The organism is Bacteroidales bacterium MB20-C3-3, from assembly GCA_035609245.1.
In the GTDB taxonomy this organism is placed as follows: domain Bacteria; phylum Bacteroidota; class Bacteroidia; order Bacteroidales; family UBA932; genus Bact-08.
Genome location: CP141202.1, coordinates 2,026,796 through 2,048,245, shown reverse-complemented (window position 1 = coordinate 2,048,245; position 21,450 = coordinate 2,026,796). Strand labels below are relative to the sequence as shown.

Below are 21,450 nucleotides of genomic sequence, written 5' to 3'. Positions count from 1 at the left end.
GACCTCTTGTGAAAATTGCAATCTTATCTTGTTTCTACCCATACAGAGGTGGGATTGCGCAATTCAATGCCAATATATTCCAGGAGTTATCAACTCTTCACGAAGTAAAGGCATTTAATTTCAGCAGACAATATCCATCCATCCTCTTCCCCGGGAAAACACAACTTGTGGAAGAGGGGGATTCTGCGATTAAAATCCCCAGCATATCATTGCTGGACACAGCAAATCCAATTTCATACATAAAGACCTCAAAAATTATCAGAGAGTGGAATCCTGATCTTCTAATTATGAGATACTGGATGTCCTGGTTTGCACCATCTCTTGGATATGTCGCCAGACATATATCATCACAAACAAAGGTTATATCAATACTTGATAATGTTATCCCTCACGAAGAGCGATTCTTTGACAAGCCATTTACTAAATATTTCCTGGGAGCATCAGACGCTTTTATTGTTCTCTCTGACGCTGTAGGCAAAGATCTTCAAAAATTTAAGCCTGATGCTAATTTCATAAGTACTCCTCACCCGTTGTACAACCATTTTGGGAACAAAATGGAGAGAAGCGAGGCATGCAGAAAGCTTGGAATAGCACCAAACAAGAGAAACATTCTGTTTTTTGGACTAATCAGGGAGTACAAGGGGTTAGATATACTGCTTGAGGCGTTCTCATCTCTGGATGATTCATATCAATTGATTGTAGCGGGTGAACCTTATGGCAGCTTTGAAAAATATGAGAAGTTGATTGAGTCCTCTCCAAACAGGGAGAGAATTAAACTTTTCACAAGCTATATTTCTGATAACGAGGTTCCCTCTTTTTTCTCATCAGCAGATGTGTGTGTTCTGCCCTACAGAACAGCAACCCAAAGTGGCATAAGCGCTATCTCTTATCACTTTGGTCTTCCTATGATAACAACAAATGTAGGAGGCCTTAAAGAGGCAATTGAGGGTCCGGGCACAGGAATTGTTGTAGATAAAGCTGAACCGGTACTAGTTTCACGAGCCATTGAGGATTATTTCAATTCCGGTAAAATTGGTAACTTTGTAACCAACATTGAAAGAGAGAGAGAAAAACTCTCATGGAAAAGTTTCACAGATAAACTGATTAATTTGTATAAAACAATATGAAGGCAATAACCAGAACAGAATTCAATTTTAAAAATCAGACCGGTAAGTATGTAGGTAAAGTAAGAGATGTTTACAGCATTGGAGATGATTACCTTGTTATGATCGCAACAGACAGGATCTCTGCATTTGATGTAGTGTTACCTAAGGGAATTCCGTTTAAAGGACAAGTTCTTAATCAGATTGCGTCAAGGTTTTTAGACCTGACTTCAGACATAGTACCCAACTGGAAAATTGCCTCTCCGGACCCAATGGTTACAATTGGTCACAAATGCACAGGATATCCTGTTGAAATGATTGTCAGAGGATATCTTACCGGCAGTTCCTGGAGAGCTTATAAAGCAGGAGCCAGACAAATCTGCGGCGTTCCTATTCCTGAAGGGATGAAGGAGCATGAGGCCTTTGCCCGGCCAATTGTTACACCTACCACTAAGGCCGAGCTTGGTGCTCATGATGAAGATATTTCAAAAGAGGAGATTATCTCTAAAGGGCTGGTTTCTGTTGAGGAGTACGAAATGCTTGAAAAATATTCACTTGATCTTTTTAAAAGGGGGAGCGAAATTGCTGAGGAGAGGGGATTAATTCTTGTAGATACAAAATACGAGTTTGGTAAAAAGGGTGATACAATTTACCTGATTGATGAGATTCATACTCCGGACTCCTCCAGATACTTCTACAGTGAGAGCTACCAAACTCTTTTTGACAAAGGGGAGCAACAGAGACAACTATCCAAGGAGTTTGTCAGAGAGTGGCTGATGGATAATGGTTTTTCCGGCAAAGAGGGTCAGAGAGTCCCGGAAATGACAGATGCTATTGTAAACTCTATTTCTGAAAGATATATTGAACTTTTTGAACATATCACCGGTGCAGATTTCTGCAGATCAGAAGATTCAGAAGATATTTACGAACGCATTGAGACAAACATAAACAATATGCTTGCGAGGCTATGAACAGACTAAGTATTATATTACTTTTGGTTATGATTATTACAGGCGGCTGTGCTACTGCTCAGTACACTCCTCCTAAAGTAACAATCTCCACCGAGAAGATCAGAAATGAGAGTGGCGAATTTTTTGTGCACAAAGTGCAACAAAGAGAGACGCTCTTCTCTATATCAAAAGCATATAATATAAATGTGAACAGCCTTATAAATGACAATCCAAAAGCATCTGAAGGTTTAAAGACAGGTGATATTCTTTTTATCAGGATTGGGGCACCACCGGTACCAGAGGAGGAGATATCCGTTCAGGAGGATATTGTTGAAAAGAGCCTCCCTGAGAAGAGGATGCGGTTTATTCCGGGAAGAGATTATGTACACAAAATATCATTGATTCTCCCTGTTAATTCAAGAAATTTGAATGAACAAAATCCAGTATCAAATTTCATAGATTTTTATCATGGTTTTCTAATGGCCGTTAATGATGCCAAAGATTCCGGAATGTCCATTAATCTTGAGGTAATTGACAACAAGGAGTACCAGAACTCATATCAAATTGTTGCAACCGGAAAACTCAATAATAGTGAACTGATCGTTGGACCTGTTTTTGCCTCTGAGATTGAAGGAATTCTTGATTTTGCCGGAGAGAGGGATATCCCGGTAATCTCACCAATGGATCCTGCAGCAGAAAAATACATTAGTGAAAACAGATTTTTTTATCAACTCCCCGTTACTGCAGAAGAGCAGCAAAGAACACTGTTAAAATCGATTCCATACGGATCTCAGATCACTCTATTTTATGAAAAGGGAGGGAGAGATGCAGAGATGCTTCAACTTACAAGATCAATACTTAATGAAAACGGAATAGCTTTTAAAGAATTTTCTTACGCTCTGCTTGAAGGCAGATTGGTTAGAGATCAGATAACAAATCTTCTAAGCACAAATAACGACAATTCTGTCATTATAATCTCTGAATCTGAAGCATTTGTCTCTGATATTCTTAGAAACCTTAACCTTATCTCTACCAGAAGTGGATATAAAATCACACTCTTTGGGCTTCCCAGATGGAGAAATTTTGAGAGTGTAGATATTGATTACTACCACAGTATGAATCTTCATCTTGCTCTCCAGTACTTTGTTGACTATAGTCGCGAAGATGTTAAGAGATTTCTTTCAAGATACAGGGCGCTTTTTGGAACTGAGCCAACCCCATACGCATTTCAGGCGTACGATACAGGAAAATACTTTCTTGATATTTTAAAGAATGAGGGTCCCTCATTTGCAGATAATATTGACGAATACAAATCGACAAGACTTCTCCAGTCTGACCTTAGATTCAAAAGGAGAGACAATACCATGGGTGTTATCAACTTTGGTGTAAGAATTATTGTATTCAGACCGGATTATTCAATTGATCTCCTTGCACCTGTCAGATAGCCAATCTACCTCTTTTGGCTCCAGCGCAGGCGATAGTTTTTCAAAAACCATTGAATGGTATTTGTTTAACCATTTTATCTCCTCATCACACAGTAATTCCCTGATTACAGGGTTTGTATCAATAGGGACAAAAGTAAGTGTTTCAAATTCATTAAATATTCCACTCTCTGTCTCCATCCATTTCTGACAAAGAATTACATTTTCAATTCTTATACCGTACTCTCCTGGCTGATAAACTGCAGGTTCGTTAGAGATAACCATTCCTGGCTCAATCGCTACGGGATTCTCCTCCATTCTTATACTTTGAGGGCCCTCGTGCACACACAGATAGTGGCCAATTCCGTGTCCTGTTCCATGCATGTAAATTTTTCCGGAAGATGAGATTGGTCCCCTTGCCAGAAAATCAAGCTGAGTTCCTCTTGTTCCTTTAAGGAATCTTGCCTTGGATAAATTTATCATACCTTTTAAAATTAAGGTATAATCCCGTCGTTGCTCATATGTGAGCGGACCAACTGCTATTGTTCTTGTTGTATCTGTTGTTCCGCAAAGATATTGACCTCCGGTATCCATAAGCAGAAGACCCACTTTTGAAATTAAAACATCTTCTGATGATGGAGAGTAATGAGGAAGAGCTGCATTGGAACCAAAAGCAACAATTGGGGCAAAACTCTCTCCTTTGTAAAGCGGACTTAATGATCTGAAATCTGAGAACAGGGTTGCAATATCTTTTTCAGTGACTCTTTTATCTGAGTTAAGCTTCTCTTCAATTGCTCGCAAAGTTTTAACCCATGCAATTCCGTCGTGAATCATAGCCTTTCTGAAACCCTCCTGCTCAACCTGATTCTTGATAGCTTTTAGCATAGTTACAGCTCCTCCTCGTATTTGATCAAGCTGAAATCTTGCTCCTCCTTTAACAGCGCTGTTGTAATTCCTTATTGAAATTTTGTCCGGATTGGCAATTCTCAAAGCTCTCTCCGGATAGTCTGTGATAAATGACGAAAATGTATCATACGGCATTATCACAACATCATCTCTCTCAAGCGCTCTTTTATCCTGAAGAGTAAAAGAGGAGCTGTCCACAAATAAAAAAATCTTCTCTGCCGAAACTGCAGCATACGAAAGAGGTAAAGGGTTGTAAGGAATATCTCTCCCCCTGATATTACATAACCATGCTATCTCATCGCAGGATGATATAATATAGAGAAACTGCCCTTCAACATTTAATAATGTTTTAAGTCTGTTGTGTTTTGATTTTACACTTTCTCCGGTGTACTCCTCGGAAAGCAATGATACAGGACTAAATTTCAGTGGAGGTCTCTCTGTCCAGATTGTTTCAAAAGGGTCATTACAGAGTTGAATATTGAGGTTGTTAAATGCTAATTTCAATGAGTTATACTCTGTGAAAGAGAAGAGAGATGAATCAATACCTACACTCTGGTTGTTTTCGAGTCTCTGAGCTATCCACTGCTCAATAGTTTCGGTTCCGGCAACCCTCATTTTCTTTAACTCTATCCCTGAGCCATCAAGCTCTTTTTCAGCTTGTATAAAATATCTTGAATCGGTCCAGAGAGCTGCCTCAGTCTGAGTAATTGCCAAAGTACCTGCAGAGCCTGTAAATCCCGATAACCAAGTCCGGCAGTTGAAGTGCTCCTGAATATACTCTCCAAAATGGGGGTCATTTGATGGCACGATAAAGGCAGAGATAGCCATCTCTTTCATGTATCCCCTCATCATCTGCAATTTTCTTTTTTCCATAGCAAAAATTGATATTACACTCTTCTTTATTACAAATATATTGACTATTTTTGTTAGTAACTCAACATTAATATAAACAATTATGGAAAAGAGCATTAAAGGAACAAGAACGGAACAGAATCTACTAAAAGCTTTTGCCGGAGAGTCTCAGGCAAGAAGTAGATATGTATACTTTTCAAGCGTTGCTAAAAAAGAGGGATTTGAGCATATAGCTGCTGTGTTTGCTGAAACTGCCGAACAAGAGAAGGAGCACGCAAAGAGGTTCTTCAGTTTTCTTGAGGGTGGAATGGTAGAGATTACAGCATCATATCCTGCAGGGATAGTCGGAACAACTAAGGATAATCTTGAAGCAGCAGCAGCCGGCGAAAAAGAAGAGTGGACAGAACTTTATCCTGCATTTGCTGAGATTGCGCTGGAGGAGGGATTTCCAAAAGTTGCATCGGCATTTAAGATGATAGCAAAGGTAGAGGCTGAACACGAGGCGAGATACAGAACGCTTCTTGCAAGAGTGGAGGCTGAAAAAGTATTTGAAAGAGAGGAGGATATTGAGTGGCAGTGTCGCAACTGCGGTTATGTACATAAAGGAAAAAAGGCGCTGGAGAATTGCCCTGCATGTAACCATCCAAAATCACACTTTGAACCAAAGAAAAATAATTATTAGGAGTTGAAAATAAGGCTATATTTGCAGATTATTTTTAAATATGGATAAATCTGCAATAAATAGAGCCGTTAGCTCGGTAAAAGAGATCTTGCCAAAGACACTTAAAACCTGTCTTTGGCTTGTTCGTATAACTGTACTGGTAACATTGGGAGTTCTCTTTCTTGAGTATTTTAATATTTTACCATACATATCTGAATTCTTAAGTCCTGTCTTCAATCTGATGGGTTTGCCGGGAGAGGCCGCACTGGCATATGTTTCCGGATATTTTGTTAATGTCTATTCGGCTATTGCTGTGATGGCTACTCTCAACCTGGACATCAGAACAGTAACTATTCTGGCAGCTATGATTCTTGCTGCTCACAATATGATAACAGAAACTGCCGTACAAAAGAAGACCGGCTCCTCTGCTGTAAGAATGGTTCTGGTAAGAACAATATCTTCATTAATAATTGGCTATACTCTTAACCTGATTATTCCCGGAGGTGGCAAGATGGCTGTTATAGAGGCAACTGCAACAGACCTCACATTAATTGAAATGCTGGAGGTGTGGTTTTTCAAAACACTTAAGCTAGTTGTCATGATGAGTGTGTTGATATTTACTCTCTCTATTATTCAGAGACTTCTGGCTGAGTTTGGTGTTATAAGGTGGCTCTCCAAGTTTATGAGGCCTGTAATGGCATTCTTTGGATTACCCGCCAAAACTGCTTTTTTATGGATTGTGGCAAACACCCTGGGACTTGCATATGGTGCAGCTGTTATGATTGATGAGACTGAATCAGGGAAAATCACAAAAAAAGATGTAGATCTTCTTAATCACCACATAAGTATATCACACAGTAACCTTGAAGATGTTTTTCTTGTTGCCTCAGTAGGGGCATCTATACCCTGGCTTCTTGCCTCAAGATGGACTCTTTCATTTCTACTCGTATGGGAGCTCCGTCTGGAAATGTTCATACGAAAAAAATTAGTACCTTTGCGGGTTGTAAACAATAATTTACCAAAATTATAATATGAGTACTGAAAACATAAAATGTCTGATAATTGGCAGTGGCCCTGCAGGCTATACTGCTGCTATTTATGCATCCCGGGCAAACCTTGCTCCGGTGCTATATGAGGGAATTCAACCTGGTGGTCAGCTCACAACTACCACAGAAATAGATAACTTTCCGGGCTATCCTGAAGGGATAAGCGGTAATGAGATGATGGAAGATCTAAAAAAACAAGCATTAAGATTTGGAACCGATGTGAGATTCGGCACTATCACCGAGGTAGATCTTTCAAACAGGCCCTTTAAAATAACTGTTGACGGCGAAACTGATTTACTGGCAGAGTCCCTTATTATATCAACAGGGGCAACTGCAAAATATCTGGGGATAGAATCTGAGGAGAAATTCAGGGGGCAGGGAGTGTCAGCATGTGCAACATGTGACGGGTTCTTTTACAAAGGAAAAGATGTAGCAGTAGTTGGTGGTGGAGACACTGCCTGTGAAGAGGCCTCATATCTTGCAGGTATGTGTAACAAAGTTTATATGATTGTCAGAAGGGATGTGCTGAGAGCCTCGCAAGCAATGCAGGAGAGGGTGAAAAACACACCAAATATTGAAATACTTTGGAATTACAATACAAGAGAGCTTACCGGAACACCATTTGGAGGAGTGAATGGTGCGATTCTTGTTCACAAGAATGGTACTGAGAAAAAAATTGACATCCACGGATTCTTCCTGGCAATTGGGCACCATCCTAACTCTGAGCTTTTCTCTAAATGGGTAAAGACTAATGACGAGGGTTACATCATAACTGAAGGTAAAAGCAGCAAAACAAACATACCGGGCGTTTTTGCAGCTGGTGATGTACAGGATAATTCATACAGACAGGCTATAACTGCAGCAGGTTCGGGCTGTATGGCAGCTATGGATGCCGAGCGTTTTCTCTCTGAAAACAAATAAATATTTAAAAAATGAAAATCATCAAGCTACTAGCCGTATTAACCCTGGGTGCAATTGTTGCCTCGTGTTCCTCAAGGTTTGAAATGCTCTACAAAAGTGCAGATGTAGATGAGAAGTACAAAGGTGCTTTTGAGTATTACAATCAGAAGAAGTACAAAAAGGCAGTTGACCTTTTTGAACAGATACTTATCGCTACCAAAGGGACAATGAGAGATGATACTGTACAGTTTTATGTCGGTCTCAGCAATTATAAATGGGGAGATCTTCAGGCAGCTGAGGCAAATTTCGATTCATTCACCAAAGTGTTTCCACGAAGCCCTTTCACTGAGGAGGCCCGTTTTCTCAGACTGGATTGTCTATATCAGTCAACATACAGATTTGAACTGGATCAGATCCCTACCTATACAGCAATGGCAGCTATAAGTGAGTTTCTCTATGACTATCCCAACTCGGACTATTTGGTTAAGTGTAAAGATATGCTAGTAGATTTGCAGGAGAGACTTGACAGAAAAAGCTATGAAGCAGCAAAGATATACCATACAATTGAAGATTACAAAGCTGCTACATTTGCTCTAAAAAACGCTATCAAGGAGAATCCTGATAACAGATACAGAGAAGACATAATGTATTACCTTGTTGTCTCCCATTTCAGATATGCAGAGCAAAGCGTTAAGGAGAAACAGAGAGAGAGATACCTTGCTCTTACAGATGAGTATTACAATTTTATTAGTGAATATCCTGAGTCAAAATACAGGAAAGAACTTGACGGGATGTTCAATAAAGCACAAGCAGAAACAAAAACAAATCAATAGAATATGGAAATCAGAAAAAGTGTACCGGGCAATACTGTAACAAGAGATATCTCAAAGCTTGCAGAGCCTACAGGGAACATTTATGAGTCTGTTATGATTATTGCAAAAAGATCAAACCAGATTTCGGCAGAGATGAAATTTGAACTAAGCCAGAAACTGGAGGAGTTCTCAACATACGCAGATACGCTTGAGGAGACTTTTGAAAATCGCGAACAGATAGAGATATCTCGCTACTATGAAAGACTTCCTAAGGCATCCCTAATTGCAATTAATGAATTTGAGGAGGGTCGAATTCACTACAGAAAGATAGAGGAGTAGGTATCCTTATGACTCTTCTAAAATTGCCGGCATGCTCAAAAATCTTATAATATCAAACTATGCCCTTATCGAAAATCTGGAAATTGATTTTCCTGAAGGGTTGGTTATTATTACGGGTGAAACAGGAGCCGGAAAATCAATTTTAATGGGAGCGCTCTCTCTTCTGCTTGGTAATAAAGCAGAATCTGATACTCTCATTAATCAGGAGAAAAATTGTGTTGTTGAAGCACTATTTTCATACTCTCAGGATAGAGAAATGGTGGATTTGCTTGAAAGTGAGGGGATAGAAAGAACGGGAGAGCTTATTTTAAGAAGAGTCATTACCCCTGCCGGAAAATCGAGGAGCTTTGTGAATGACCAGCCAGTCTCACTTCAGTTTCTTAAATCAATTTCCGGAAAGATAATTGACATACATGCTCAGCATCAACACCTTCTGCTTGGTGACAGCCGTTTTCAGCTATCTGTGCTTGACTCCTACGCCGGAAACGGAGGAGTGCTTAAAGAGTACCAGGAAGTTTTTAGTGAGCTTGCAGAGAGAGAGAGAGAGCTCGCTACACTAAGAAAAAAGATCTCAGAACAGGAGGAGGAGAATGATTACAATAAATTCCAGCTTGAACAACTTAAAAGTGCAAAACTAAGAGAGGGAGAACTTGAGGAGCTTGAAGAGGAGTACAAAATATTGTCAAATGCAGAGGAGATAAAGGGAACACTCTCTTTAATCTCGACTCTTCTGGAATCTGAAGAGCTCTCTGTTTTAAGAAATCTAAAAGAGGCAGCTTCATCCTCAGTAAAGATATCTCAGAATTTTTCACCTGCTGCAGAATATGCAAAGCGTATTGAGAGTTGCAGAATTGAGCTTAAAGACATCCATCAAGAGGTTGGATTAATGACAGAGAAGATTATTGTATCTCCTGAAAGAATTACATTGGTTGAAGAGAGAATATCAGATATTTACAAACTTCTAAATAAACATCATTTAGCTTCAGTATCCGGGTTAATAGAGCTTATGGATAACCTGGAGCAAAAAATCAACAAAACAGGTTCAGAGAGAGATGATGTTGAAAGATTGCAAAGAGAGAGAGATCTGCTGAATAAAAGAAGGGGTGATGCAGCTGATCTGCTTCACAAAAGAAGGGAGGCAGTACTCAAGGCTTTTTCTGAAAGTGTCCGTGACTCTGTAAGGGAATTGGAGATGCCATATGCCGAGTTTTTTGCAAAACTATCTAAAAGAGAGACTTATTGCGAAACAGGTAACACCTCCGTTTCTCTGATGTTCTCAGCCAACAGAGAGATTGAACCAAGAGAACTGGGGAAAGTTGCATCCGGAGGAGAGTTATCAAGAATAATGCTGTGTCTGAAAGCAATCCTGGCAAAGGGTAGCGGAATGCCAACCATGATATTTGATGAGATAGATACAGGAGTATCCGGCAGAATTGCTGATAAGATGGGAAGACTCATTAATGATATGGCAGGAGAGATGCAAATTTTTGCAATTACACATCTGCCTCAGATTGCCTCAAAGGGTGATTGCCATCTTTTGGTATATAAAGAGTGCGATAAAGCAAAAGGAACAAGAACTTTGATAAAGAGAATTGAAGGAGAGGAGCGGATTGAAGAGATTGCACGGATGCTTAGCGGAACAAGAACAACAGAGGCTGCACTTGCAAATGCAGAGGAGCTTCTGAGAAACTGAAAAATTATAAAATAAACTTAATATGAGATTAATTATTCAAAACTCGTATGAGCAGATCTCTAAATGGGCTGCTGCATTTATTGTGAAAAGGATAAGGGAGTTTGATCCTACACCCAACAAGCCATTTATACTGGGTCTTCCTACCGGCTCCACACCTTATGGAACATATAAGGAGTTAATAAGGCTATACAGAGAGGGGAAGGTCTCATTCAGAAATGTTGTAACATTCAATATGGATGAGTACATAGGAATCCCTAAAGAACATCCGCAGTCATACTATACATTTATGTGGGATAATTTTTTCAGACACATAGATATTAAGCCGGAAAACGCAAATATTCTCAATGGCAACGCAATAAATCTTGAAAAAGAGTGTGAAGATTATGAGAAGAAAATTGAATCATATGGAGGAATCAATCTGTTTATGGGAGGAATCGGCCCTGACGGACATATTGCATTCAATGAGCCCGGCTCTTCACTTGCCTCAAGAACAAGGGTGAAATCATTGACTACAGATACAATCATAGCTAATTCCAGGTTCTTTGAAAACGATATAACTAAAGTGCCAAAAACTGCTCTTACAGTAGGTGTGGGAACAATCATGGACGCAAAAGAGGTAATGATTCTTGTAAATGGTCATCACAAGGCTAGAGCTCTTAAAATGGCTGTAGAAGGTAGTGTGAACCACATGTGGACAATAAGTGTCCTCCAGATGCACCCCAAAGGTGTTATAGTTTGTGACGATGCCGCTACAGATGAATTAATGGTTGGAACAGTTAACTATTTTAAAGATATAGAGAGAGATAATCTTGACTCTGCCTCAATGATATAGAAAATTATTATTTTAGAAATTCTGCCGCCCTGCTGAATACTTTTTCAAAAAAATATTTACGCTCGGCGGCTATTTTTTCACCCTCAGGGAAGGGGTTTTCATGTGAATACCTGAAAGGAAAGTCCATCTCTTCTATACAATGTTCTGCCTCCTTTCCCAGGGCAGATTTGATTCCGGATGTGGGTATTACAGTATCCTTTGTCAATGATACTACGCAAATCCTGTAGCTGTTTTTCCTGTAGAACGCCTCTCTCCTCTCTTTACAAAGCGACTTATCCACATGAGCAATAAAAGATTTTTCAAGATTATCTCCAATTATCCTGCTTTCAAACTGAGGAAAAATAAATTTTGTTGTAAAATAACTTTTTAAAGTCCTGAAGGTATCTCCATCCATTATCATTCTGGAACTACCATTCATCTCGTTAAAAAGAGCTCCTCCGCAAAACATAAAGAGTTTACTTTTGTCAAAATGGCCCTCAACATCTGATGACAATAAAACCTGAGACATTAATGCTCCGATTGAATATGCAAATATATCCACCTTACAGCTTTTTGCAAGCAGAGGGTGTTTCCCTCTTCTTATCTCATTCATAAGCTGATGGACATTGTATATTGTCTCTCTGCCACTTAGATAAAACCTGTATGGATCCGCCTGAAGCCTTTTACTTAAAGCATAGTTTACAAATGTCAGGTTTTCTGCCTTCTCTTTATCTTTATACTCTTCATCTATTAGCTTTTGCATAGCTCTTGAATCTGACCACAAATCAGGAGATCTGTTTATGTGCATTGAGAGTGGAAACAGAACGACAGGCCTCTCTAATTTATTTGCCAGTGTCTCTGCCCAGGGCTTGTATTTGTCCCAGCTTCTCTCATTTAATCCGTGAAAGAGAAAAATTGCAGAATTCCACCTATTCCCGGAAAAATTATCGGCATCAGGAGAGACCACATAGTAATCAAATCTGATATTCTCATTTATCTCCTCCTCTTTAGTCTTAAATTGCACAACAGGAACAACCTCTCTCCTCTTTTTAAGAATCTCATCCAATCCTAGTTTTTCGATAAATTTCAAGGCTTCAATCTTCATATTTTAAAATTTTAATACAAATAAAGAGAGGCTTCTTAACTGTTAAAAAAAAATGGTATTTTTCAGGCATCAAATTGGCAAAACTCAAAATAGTGGGGCGAAATTCGCATATATGTGGTTAATGAAAATTTGATTAAATTTGCTAAAAGATGAAAATACCTGATCATATAGTTAAGAGAGGAAACATTGTAAGGCTGGTAATTTTTACAGCAGCCTTTGCTCTTTTATTTATTAACATATATAAGCCATTTGGATCCAAAAGCTGGTACGATGTCTCGGACTTCAAATTTTTTCTCTTCTCAGCTCCAATTATTCTTACAGGGGTTCTCGTAGTTGTGATAAGCAGAATTATCATGTACTACCACTCAAGAAAACACGATGTATCTTATGTCAAATATTTCTTGTGGGTATTCTTTGAAATACTCTTTATGTCTCTGTTCTATACCATTTTCACCCTTTCAATTGATGCAAACCATGGAAGGGATATCATTGCTACATTTAAATCGGCAATGGTAAATACTGCTTTAGTATTGCTTCTGCCTTACATAACCCTGTGGTTCTACTTTGGATGGGAAGAGAGCAAAAAGAAGCTTGAGACAATTGAAAAGGAGAGTGAAGATGATTCTAATTCAATTCCGGAAAATATACTTTTTACAGATGATAAAGGAACTCTGAGACTTTCAGTAAGGTACTCAGATTTACTCTATATAGAGTCTGATGATAATTATGTGACTATTCACTATATAACAGGAAGTCAAGTCAAGAAATTCCTGCTCAGAAACACTTTAAAGAAGATTGAAGATGAACTTTCAGATACTTTTGTAACAAGATGTCACAGATCTTACCTTGTAAATTTCTCAAGGGTTAAAGTTATGAGAAGAGAGAGGGATAATATTTTTCTGGAACTTGATGCAACCGGTGTAGATGATTTACCTGTATCCAAAAGTTACAGGGAAAAAGTTGCGGAAAGATTTATGAATAACTCCTTCCGCAACAAAAGACATCAAAACTGAAATATTTATCTAAAGTTTTGAGATAATCTCATCAGACATAGGTTTTACTTTTGATGAGTAATGCTCAACAAGAGCTCCGTTTTCGTCAACCAAATATTTATTAAAATTCCATCCAGGCTCCTTATCATTCCATCCGTTACCTGATTTCTCTGTTAACCATTTATATACATTGTTTTTCTTATCACCCTTAACTGATGATTTATCCATCATTGTAAAAGTGACTCCGTAGTTCTCCTGGCAGAAGGTCAGAATCTCTTCATTTGATCCCGGATCCTGATTCATAAAATCATTTGATGGAAATCCCAGTATTACCAGATTGTTTCCATATTTTTTGTGCAGATCTTCCAGCTCTTTAAATTGCGGAGTATATCCACACTTGGAGGCTGTATTTACTATAAGTACCTTCTTACCTTTTAGTGTTGAAAAGTCAAACTTCTCCCCTGTTATTGTTTTAAAACTAAGCTTATAAAAATCCTGCTGAGGAGCTGCTTTTTTATCCTGTGCAGTAACTCCGTATGGGAGCATCAGAATAAATGCTGAAATTAAAAGTGAAAATATTTTATTCATTTATTTGTTTAATTAAAATTTATATGATAGAGAAATATAATAACTATTGTTTAAATGTTGCTTGTTATTTAGCTCATAGTCATTAACTTTTAAGAAACCCCACTCTCCTCCAAGAGATAAAACAATATCTCCGAAGGCTATCCCTACAGATGAGTTCAATCCTGCATCAAATTTATTGTAGTATGTAAAAACAGATTCATTAGTAAACATTTTAGCATCAATTAGAGTTTCCCCGGAAGAGAGACCAATTGATCCACTGCCTCCGATACCATAAGCAACATAAGGTCCTGCGCCAATAAGAATCTTAATATCCCTTGTCAATGGAAGATTAATCGTAAAATTAACGGGTAACTGCAGATATATTGGATTTACACTAAGATTTATATCAGATTGTTTAAATCCTTTTGATACAATAAGCAAAGAAGGATCAACTGAGAAAAAGTCTGAAAAGTTATAGTTTATTCCTAAACCTGCCCTAAACCCAGTTTTTGAAGAGGTATTTGGTAATAAATTATTTGTAAGAGTACTAAAATTAACACCTGCCTGAATATTGTACCTTACCTGTGAGTGACCGGCTTTTGATACAAAAGTGAATAAAGCAACAACAGTTAATAATGTTAGAATTCGTTTCATCATAATTAGTTTTTTATGTATAACAATCGATTTTGAAATTAGTTATTTTTTTACAAAAACTATATATTTTTTAGCTCAAAGTGTACAATGAGAGGATATTGTGGTTAGATTTGTTTTTTAGCTAAACACAAAACTTCTTTTATTAAATGACAAGGGTAAGAATACTGCTTGCTTTGTTCTTTATTGTAATAATCCGGACACAGGCTTTTTCTCAAAATAAAATTAATCAGACAATATCCATAAGTGGATATGTAAAAGACTCTTTATCAAACAAATCACTTGAATACCCTACTGTTGTTCTTATCTCTGATTCAATGAAAATTGTTTCAGCAGTTGCTGGTGGTGCTGACGGGAGATTCCTGTTCAGTGATATTGTTCCAGGGAGATACTCAATAATTGCGTCAATGCTTGGTTATTCAACAACCAAAAAGTTTATCGCTGCTGATGGAAGCGAGAGAAGATTTGACGCCGGGGAGTTCCTGTTAACTGAGGGGCTTGAGCTTGGAGAGGTAACAGTTACAGGGGTGAGGCCGCTTATTAAGGCAGAAGCTGATAAAATTACATATAACTTTGACTCTGATCCTCAGACCGCCTCAAGTACAGCAGCCGAAATTCTCAGAAAGGTTCCAATGCTCAGCATCGATGGGGAGAATGAGGTTAGACTTAATGGAGAGAAGAGTTTTAAAGTTCTGGTTAACGGGCGCTCGACAGGAGTACTTGCAAAAAATTTCAAAGAGGCAATTCAGGCACTTCCTGCAAGTGCAATAAAATCAGTAGAGATTATTACAAATCCCCCTGTAAGGTATGATGCCGAGGGGATTACCGGTATTATTAATATCATCACAAACAGGCGAAGCAACAATGGTTATAACGGGAGCGTAAGCGCATCGGTTAACACAAGAGGTGGATACACCGGAGGCGGATATATTTCGGCACAGGCAGGAAAATTCGCAATAAGCACAAACCTCTTCCATGGTAATATTGTGATGAAGCGTAATGGTTCATATATGGATTCTGAGAATTTTCTCAGTGAGGAGTTCAGAAAATCTTTAACTGCCGGGACCTCTGATCTTAAAAACAGAGTATCATATCTCTCTATGGATGCGAGCTATGAAATTGATTCGCTTAATCTTATAACTTTAACCGGATGGGGATACCTTGGAAATGCAATAAATACAGGAAGTTCTCTGTTTTCAGCATATAATTCAGCGGGGCTCTTAACCAGAAAATATGATAATATAACAAATACTGATAATCAGTTTGGAACCGGCTCTGGTGTTATATCATGGCAGAAGAACTTCAAAAAACCTGAAAAGTCTTTGACAATTAGTTACAGTGCAGACTGGAGTCCAATGAACACTAAAGTTGAAAGTATTATCAATCCAATTCTGGATTATGAGGGATATGAGCAGAACTCTTTTAACAATGCATATGGAATAGAGCACGCCTTCCAGGCAGACTATTACAATCCAATAACTAAAGCCCATTTTATTGAGACAGGTGTAAAATATACACTTAGACAGAATTTCTCTGACACTAAGATTAAAATATATGATGAATCTTCAAATAGCTGGAGATATGATTACACCAGAGTAAATGATCTGGATTATGACCAACACATAGGAAGTCTTTATGGAGGGTATACATATAAATTTAAGAAGCTTACCCTTAAGGGCGGATTCAGGGCAGAATACACTCTAAATGATGGGATATCTAAGAGTACAAGCGGAAATACATATTTTACAAACAAGCAGTTTGATGTAGTTCCCTATCTCAATATTTCATATATGGAGAACGGAGGTCATATTTTTTCTTTTTCATACACACAAAGAGTAAACAGACCCGGTATTAACTATCTGAACCCCTATATCAATGACTCAAACCCAATGAGTATCTCTTACGGTAATCCGGATCTGAAAAGTGTAAAGAGAGATGCTCTTAGTATAAGTTATATGAAAGCCTCTCTTAGCTGGAATCTTGGGGTTACACTTGGTGCGGATTTTACAAGAAACAATATTGAAAATATCAGAAGAGTAAACGAAAATGGTGTTAGCATCTCTACATACGAAAACATAGGGAGAAACAGGAACTACACACTTAATCTCAATTATTCATACAGAGCAGGTAGCAAACTCAATATTTTTCTAAATGGTTCTGTTGTATACTCGGTAATTTCTTCCGGTGAACTAAATCTCAGCAATAGCGGATTCGGCTATACCGGTGGTGGTGGAGTCAATCTCACTTTGTGGAAAGGTGGGTCATTTAACGCAAATGCATTTTTATTCAGAAGTAATATAACACTCCAGTCCAGATATCCGGTAAACTCCTCAACCTCGTTTGGTTTTAGTCAGAAGTTTCTTAACGACAAACTTACGATTGCCTTAAATCTATCAGAGCCATTCAGCAAGACAAAAACATACAAATTTGATTCGGAAGATATCACATACAGAATGCACGCAAGGAGCATTACATATCAAAGAGCTGCCACGCTAAGTATTGTCTGGAGATTCGGGAAGTTTCAGGCTGTCGTTAAAAAGGCCAGGAGAAATGTAAATGACGACAGATTAAGTGGTGACAAGCAAACATCCTCTTCTCAGGCTGCAAAATAATAATCAGATTAAGTACTATAAAACTCTGACGGAGTCATTCCGGTAAACTGCCTGAAATTTCTTAACGCAGTGCTGCGAGAGCGAAATCCAACATAGAAGAAAGCATCCTGATAATTCTGAAAATTTCCGGATTCTATCTGATTCCGGAAATCTTCAATACGGAGCCTGTTAATATAATTTGTATAGTTTTCAATTCCATTTTGACGCATAACTGATGCAAGCGTGGTACGGTTGGTGCAGAGTTCAGAAGCCAGCATGTTTAAAGTCAGATTAGGATCTCTCCACGCATTGTTTTTCTTCATATATGAATCAAGCTTATCTGTAAGGGCACTATTCTTTATCTCCTGAACATGCTGTGGTTTTAAAGATTTTTCTTTAGTGCTGATCTCTGTTAAAGAGCTGCTAATTAACCGGTCAAACAGTTCCATATATACAATATAGAGACTGCAGCCTACACTAAGGTAGTAATAGACAATATGTAGTATCTGATGATTAAAGAAAAGGACACTCAGATAAGCAACAATATTAATAAACAATACAGATGAGTACCTCTTAAGCCAGGCAAGGTCACTATTATTGTATCTGGTTGAACGATGTATAAAAAAGACAAAAAAGAGGGGAGCAATAATTAAAGCCGTCATTATCAATCTAAACCACACATCAAACTTTCCGGCATCTTGAAACATATCCAATACAGAGGCGTATTGAGTGTAATTTACTCCTGCCACAAGGGTGATAACATATACAAATACAAAAAACAGCCAGACTGAGTACAATCCAATTATCCTGCGAAAATTCAGCCATCCGGGAGAGATTACCTCAACAGGATACATAATATATGAGATTACCATAAAATTTGCCAGCAGCAGCATATCAGCTGAAACAATAAATTCCGGCACCTCTCCTCTGCATAAATCAATGAATCTGGTTATATAGTTGAGTACAGAAAAGAATACTATTACAGCAAGTATAATCCGAGACCTTCCTCCGGCTTTGCGGCGAAGAAATAGTAAAACAGAGGCTAACAAACAGACAAGGGCACCGGCAAATACTGTTGCTATATATAAATACTCCATTTATGCTATAAATAATGTTCAGGTTAAGCAAATTTACAACAATTAATGCCATAATTGTATAAATGAAACATGTGTTTTGTAAATACGGAACAAGCACAGGTGTGCATTTCGTTAGATTTGCATAATAAAAATACAAATAAACTTATAATTACTCTGAAAATGCGAAACATCAATTTTCCACTTATTTTGATTGTACTCATCCTGTTTTTTGCAAATTGCACAAAAACAGACCCGGTTGTCCTGAATCCATTTGACATCCTTTTTGAGAGCAGTAATAACGCAAGAGATAAAATTGTAGTAATAAGCGACCTGCATCTTGGTAATGACCTGGCTTACTCTGAAAATGTGAAACATCTTGCACGACTTGAGGAATTTCTAACTGATGTTCGCTCATCCGCTACTGTAAAAGAGCTGGTTATTGGTGGAGATATGTTTGATGACTGGTATATCCCTACTCGTACAGATACATATGGAGGTGGTTCTCAGGCAGACTTTATAAGAAAAACTGTAACGGCAAATCAAGGGGTATTTGATGCTTTAAATGGAATCATCAAAGATGGAAAGATAAAATTGACATATATACCGGGTAACCATGATATGGGATTCCTTCCGGAAAATGTAAATATTGCATTGCCGGGAGTAAACCAGGCCCGTGACAAAGGTGACAAATACGGAGTAGGCACATATTATCCGGAAGATTATCCTCAGATAGCCATTGAACACGGTCACAGATATGACTTCTTCTGTGCAATTACACCTGGTGCAAATGAGAGCGAGGCTCCGGGGGCTTTTCTCCCTCCAGGTTACTTCTTTGCAAGAATCGCAGCCAACTCATTTACCAATCCAACAACCAAGGAGGCAGCTACAAAGGTACCGGATGTAAAACTCAATCATCCGGGGGATTCGGAACAAAAAAGCAAACATATTTACTATAAATTGTGGAAAAATGTAATTGAGAATCTCATTTATGTAAAGGACAGCTTTAGTGAACCAATTATTAAAACCAATGTAGGCGGATTCACAAAGACATACTCTATAAATGACATTATGCCAAGAAACAGTGAAACTGACGGCTCAATCCAGATGAATTTATATAATGGGCTATTTACTCAGGATAACTGGGATGCACGGGAGAGATATAATAATGTTCCCAAAATGACAAATATTGATAGTGCTATTGTTGGCAGCCTTGTTACAGAATTCATAGATTTGCAGGCTGAGAGACAATACTTCAAAAATTCTGAGTCAAATGTAAGAGTCGTGATTTTTGGACACACCCATCTTCCAAAGATTAACACCCACACTAATCGTAAGGGGGAGGAGTGTCTATATGTCAATTCAGGTACATGGGAAGATGAAAAGACTCGAGACAAAAATGCAGCCATAGATCAAGATGCGCTTAAGATGGATTTTGTTATATTATCTCCTGTCAAATCAGAGAAGAAAAAGCTTCACATTGGTCTCTATCAGTACAGATATGGTCAGCATGTACTGGGAAAAAGCAAGACAATAACTCTCTAAGTTCAACTCACCTATTCTGATTGGGTTAATTTAATCAGATATTTTTGATTTTTCGGAACGTATTTGTATGTTTGCATAAATATAAAATACGATGAAACGTAAAATTAGCGCCTCTCTCGTTAAGTGGAAAAATAGCATAAATCGAATGCCGCTGGTTGTCAATGGCGCTCGTCAGGTGGGTAAAACTTACATCTTGGAACAGTTCGGGAAAGAACAATTTGAGAATGTCGTTTACCTTAATTTGGAGATTGAGAGTGCGTTGAATAAATATTTTGAAACAGAATTGTCCCCTCAAAAGATTATTCAATTTGCCGAGGCGGCAAAAGGTCAGGAAATAATCGCCGGAAAAACTCTAATCTTTTTCGATGAGATTCAGGCTAGCGAAAGAGCTTTGACAGCTTTAAAATATTTCTGCGAGCAGACTCCGGAATATCATGTCGTTGCGGCAGGTTCGCTTTTGGGCGTGGCTGTCAATCGTCATAAGTACTCGTACCCTGTGGGAAAGGTTGACGAAATGACCATGTATCCGTTTGATTTTGAGGAGTTTCTTTGGGCAATGGGCAAAGAGAAGCTTGCAGACGAAATAAAGGTACATTATTCTACGACAGAAGCTATGCCGGATGCTCTGCACCAGCTGGCTCTGGAGCAATATCAACACTATTTTATAGTAGGCGGTATGCCTGCCGCAGTTGCAAGTTTCGTAGAAACGAATAGCTTCATCAAGGCACAACAGATACAGAATAACATACTCAATCAGTATATTGCCGATATGGCTAAGTATGCCGATCCTACAACAAGCATCAAGGTCAGGGCTTGCTACAACTCGATTCCGGCGCAGTTAGCTAAAGAAAATACGAAATTCCAGTACAAGGTCGTTCAGCGCGGAGGTACTGCCACTATCTTCGGCGAGGCAATAGAATGGCTTACTTTTGCCGGAATTGCACTTAAATGTCAGAAGCTTGAGCATGGACTAATACCGATAAATGCCTATGTCGATCTGTCGAATTTCAAGCTTTACATGGGTGACATAGGGATGCTTACTTTGCGCTCAGATATGCCATTGCAGACGATATTATCTACCGTCGATGAAGATAACACCTATTTGGGGTCAATGACCGAGAATTATGTGGCACAGGCATTGATGTCAAAAGGATATAATCTATTTTATTGGCAGAGTGACGGAAAGGCCGAGGTTGATTTCGTGCTTCAAATTGACGGAAAGGTAGTCCCTGTTGAAGTTAAAAAAGGCAGGCGCAATCGTTCAAAAAGTTTGGGTGTTTTTTCCGAGAAATACAAATCGAAATATGCGATTAGAATTTCAAAGAAGAATTTCGGCTTTGAAAACGATATTAAATCTGTACCACTGTATGCAGTGTTTTGTGTCTAATTTGATACTTTAATTTGATAGTCTCCGTTTTATATCTTCTTAGGT

The 21,450-nt window shown here is 38.4% G+C and carries 19 protein-coding genes; 14 read left to right on the top strand and 5 right to left on the bottom strand.

Going from position 1 to position 21,450, the window contains the following annotated elements:
- Positions 1 to 8: 8 nt before the first annotated feature.
- The 3 genes from U5907_09350 to U5907_09340 are packed head-to-tail and all read left to right on the top strand — an operon-like array spanning position 9 to position 3,498.
- Positions 9 to 1,127, top strand: coding sequence for a glycosyltransferase (locus U5907_09350; GenBank protein WRQ32780.1), 1,119 nt, complete (start codon positions 9 to 11; stop codon positions 1,125 to 1,127).
- Entirely contained in the window at positions 1,124 to 2,074 is a 951-nt protein-coding gene (locus tag U5907_09345; protein ID WRQ32779.1) for a phosphoribosylaminoimidazolesuccinocarboxamide synthase, read from the top strand. Before U5907_09350 ends, U5907_09345 begins: the two co-directional genes overlap by 4 nt.
- Complete coding sequence (locus U5907_09340; protein WRQ32778.1) at positions 2,071 to 3,498, top strand: LysM peptidoglycan-binding domain-containing protein; 1,428 nt, start codon at positions 2,071 to 2,073, stop codon at positions 3,496 to 3,498. The genes U5907_09345 and U5907_09340 overlap by 4 nt, the downstream gene beginning before the upstream one ends.
- Here the strand turns inward: U5907_09340 and U5907_09335 are convergent.
- Positions 3,469 to 5,253, bottom strand: coding sequence for an aminopeptidase P family protein (locus U5907_09335; protein WRQ32777.1), 1,785 nt, complete (start codon positions 5,251 to 5,253; stop codon positions 3,469 to 3,471). The two genes, U5907_09340 and U5907_09335, sit on opposite strands and share 30 nt — an antisense overlap.
- Before the next feature lie 82 nt (positions 5,254 to 5,335).
- On the opposite strand from U5907_09335, the gene U5907_09330 reads away from it, so the two are divergent.
- Genes U5907_09330 through nagB form a run of 7 tightly spaced genes read left to right on the top strand, consistent with a single transcriptional unit; the run spans position 5,336 to position 11,515 of the window.
- Complete coding sequence (locus U5907_09330) at positions 5,336 to 5,914, top strand: rubrerythrin family protein (protein WRQ32776.1); 579 nt, start codon at positions 5,336 to 5,338, stop codon at positions 5,912 to 5,914.
- A gap of 40 nt (positions 5,915 to 5,954) precedes the next feature.
- A complete protein-coding gene (locus U5907_09325; GenBank protein WRQ32775.1) occupies positions 5,955 to 6,923 on the top strand; it encodes a nucleoside recognition domain-containing protein in 969 nt (322 codons plus the stop codon).
- A 1-nt stretch (position 6,924) separates the two neighbouring features.
- Positions 6,925 to 7,860 carry a thioredoxin-disulfide reductase gene (trxB, locus tag U5907_09320; protein WRQ32774.1) on the top strand — a complete coding sequence of 312 codons (936 nt, stop codon included), beginning with the start codon at positions 6,925 to 6,927 and terminating at the stop codon, positions 7,858 to 7,860.
- Between the two features lie 11 nt (positions 7,861 to 7,871).
- Positions 7,872 to 8,672, top strand: coding sequence for an outer membrane protein assembly factor BamD (gene bamD, locus U5907_09315; protein WRQ32773.1), 801 nt, complete (start codon positions 7,872 to 7,874; stop codon positions 8,670 to 8,672).
- Positions 8,673 to 8,675: 3 nt separating this feature from the next.
- A complete protein-coding gene (locus U5907_09310) occupies positions 8,676 to 8,990 on the top strand; it encodes a DNA-directed RNA polymerase subunit omega (protein WRQ32772.1) in 315 nt (104 codons plus the stop codon).
- 31 nt (positions 8,991 to 9,021) lie between these two features.
- A complete protein-coding gene (gene recN, locus U5907_09305; protein ID WRQ32771.1) occupies positions 9,022 to 10,683 on the top strand; it encodes a DNA repair protein RecN in 1,662 nt (553 codons plus the stop codon).
- A 22-nt stretch (positions 10,684 to 10,705) separates the two neighbouring features.
- On the top strand, positions 10,706 to 11,515 hold the full coding sequence (nagB, locus tag U5907_09300) for a glucosamine-6-phosphate deaminase (protein WRQ32770.1): 810 nt from the start codon (positions 10,706 to 10,708) through the stop codon (positions 11,513 to 11,515).
- A 7-nt stretch (positions 11,516 to 11,522) separates the two neighbouring features.
- Here the strand turns inward: nagB and U5907_09295 are convergent, their stop codons facing one another.
- Positions 11,523 to 12,599, bottom strand: a complete 1,077-nt coding sequence (locus U5907_09295; protein ID WRQ32769.1) for a DUF6051 family protein — start codon at positions 12,597 to 12,599, stop codon at positions 11,523 to 11,525.
- Between the two features lie 149 nt (positions 12,600 to 12,748).
- Here U5907_09295 and U5907_09290 point away from each other — a divergent pair, with 149 nt between their 5' ends.
- Complete coding sequence (locus U5907_09290) at positions 12,749 to 13,612, top strand: LytTR family DNA-binding domain-containing protein (GenBank protein WRQ32768.1); 864 nt, start codon at positions 12,749 to 12,751, stop codon at positions 13,610 to 13,612.
- Between the two features lie 9 nt (positions 13,613 to 13,621).
- Here the strand turns inward: U5907_09290 and U5907_09285 are convergent, their stop codons facing one another.
- Positions 13,622 to 14,179, bottom strand: coding sequence for a glutathione peroxidase (locus U5907_09285; GenBank protein ID WRQ32767.1), 558 nt, complete (start codon positions 14,177 to 14,179; stop codon positions 13,622 to 13,624).
- A 12-nt stretch (positions 14,180 to 14,191) separates the two neighbouring features.
- Positions 14,192 to 14,812: an outer membrane beta-barrel protein gene (locus U5907_09280; protein WRQ32766.1), complete on the bottom strand. Its 621-nt coding sequence runs from the start codon at positions 14,810 to 14,812 to the stop codon at positions 14,192 to 14,194.
- A gap of 146 nt (positions 14,813 to 14,958) precedes the next feature.
- Here U5907_09280 and U5907_09275 point away from each other — a divergent pair, with 146 nt between their 5' ends.
- A complete protein-coding gene (locus tag U5907_09275) occupies positions 14,959 to 17,421 on the top strand; it encodes an outer membrane beta-barrel family protein (GenBank protein ID WRQ32765.1) in 2,463 nt (820 codons plus the stop codon).
- 8 nt (positions 17,422 to 17,429) lie between these two features.
- Here the strand turns inward: U5907_09275 and U5907_09270 are convergent, their stop codons facing one another.
- Positions 17,430 to 18,497, bottom strand: coding sequence for a helix-turn-helix domain-containing protein (locus tag U5907_09270; protein WRQ32764.1), 1,068 nt, complete (start codon positions 18,495 to 18,497; stop codon positions 17,430 to 17,432).
- A 159-nt stretch (positions 18,498 to 18,656) separates the two neighbouring features.
- On the opposite strand from U5907_09270, the gene U5907_09265 reads away from it, so the two are divergent.
- Positions 18,657 to 20,018: a metallophosphoesterase gene (locus U5907_09265; protein WRQ32763.1), complete on the top strand. Its 1,362-nt coding sequence runs from the start codon at positions 18,657 to 18,659 to the stop codon at positions 20,016 to 20,018.
- 91 nt (positions 20,019 to 20,109) lie between these two features.
- The gene (locus U5907_09260) at positions 20,110 to 21,405 is read left to right on the top strand and encodes an ATP-binding protein (GenBank protein WRQ32762.1); all 1,296 of its coding nucleotides are present in this window, start codon (positions 20,110 to 20,112) and stop codon (positions 21,403 to 21,405) included.
- Positions 21,406 to 21,450 lie beyond the last annotated feature (45 nt).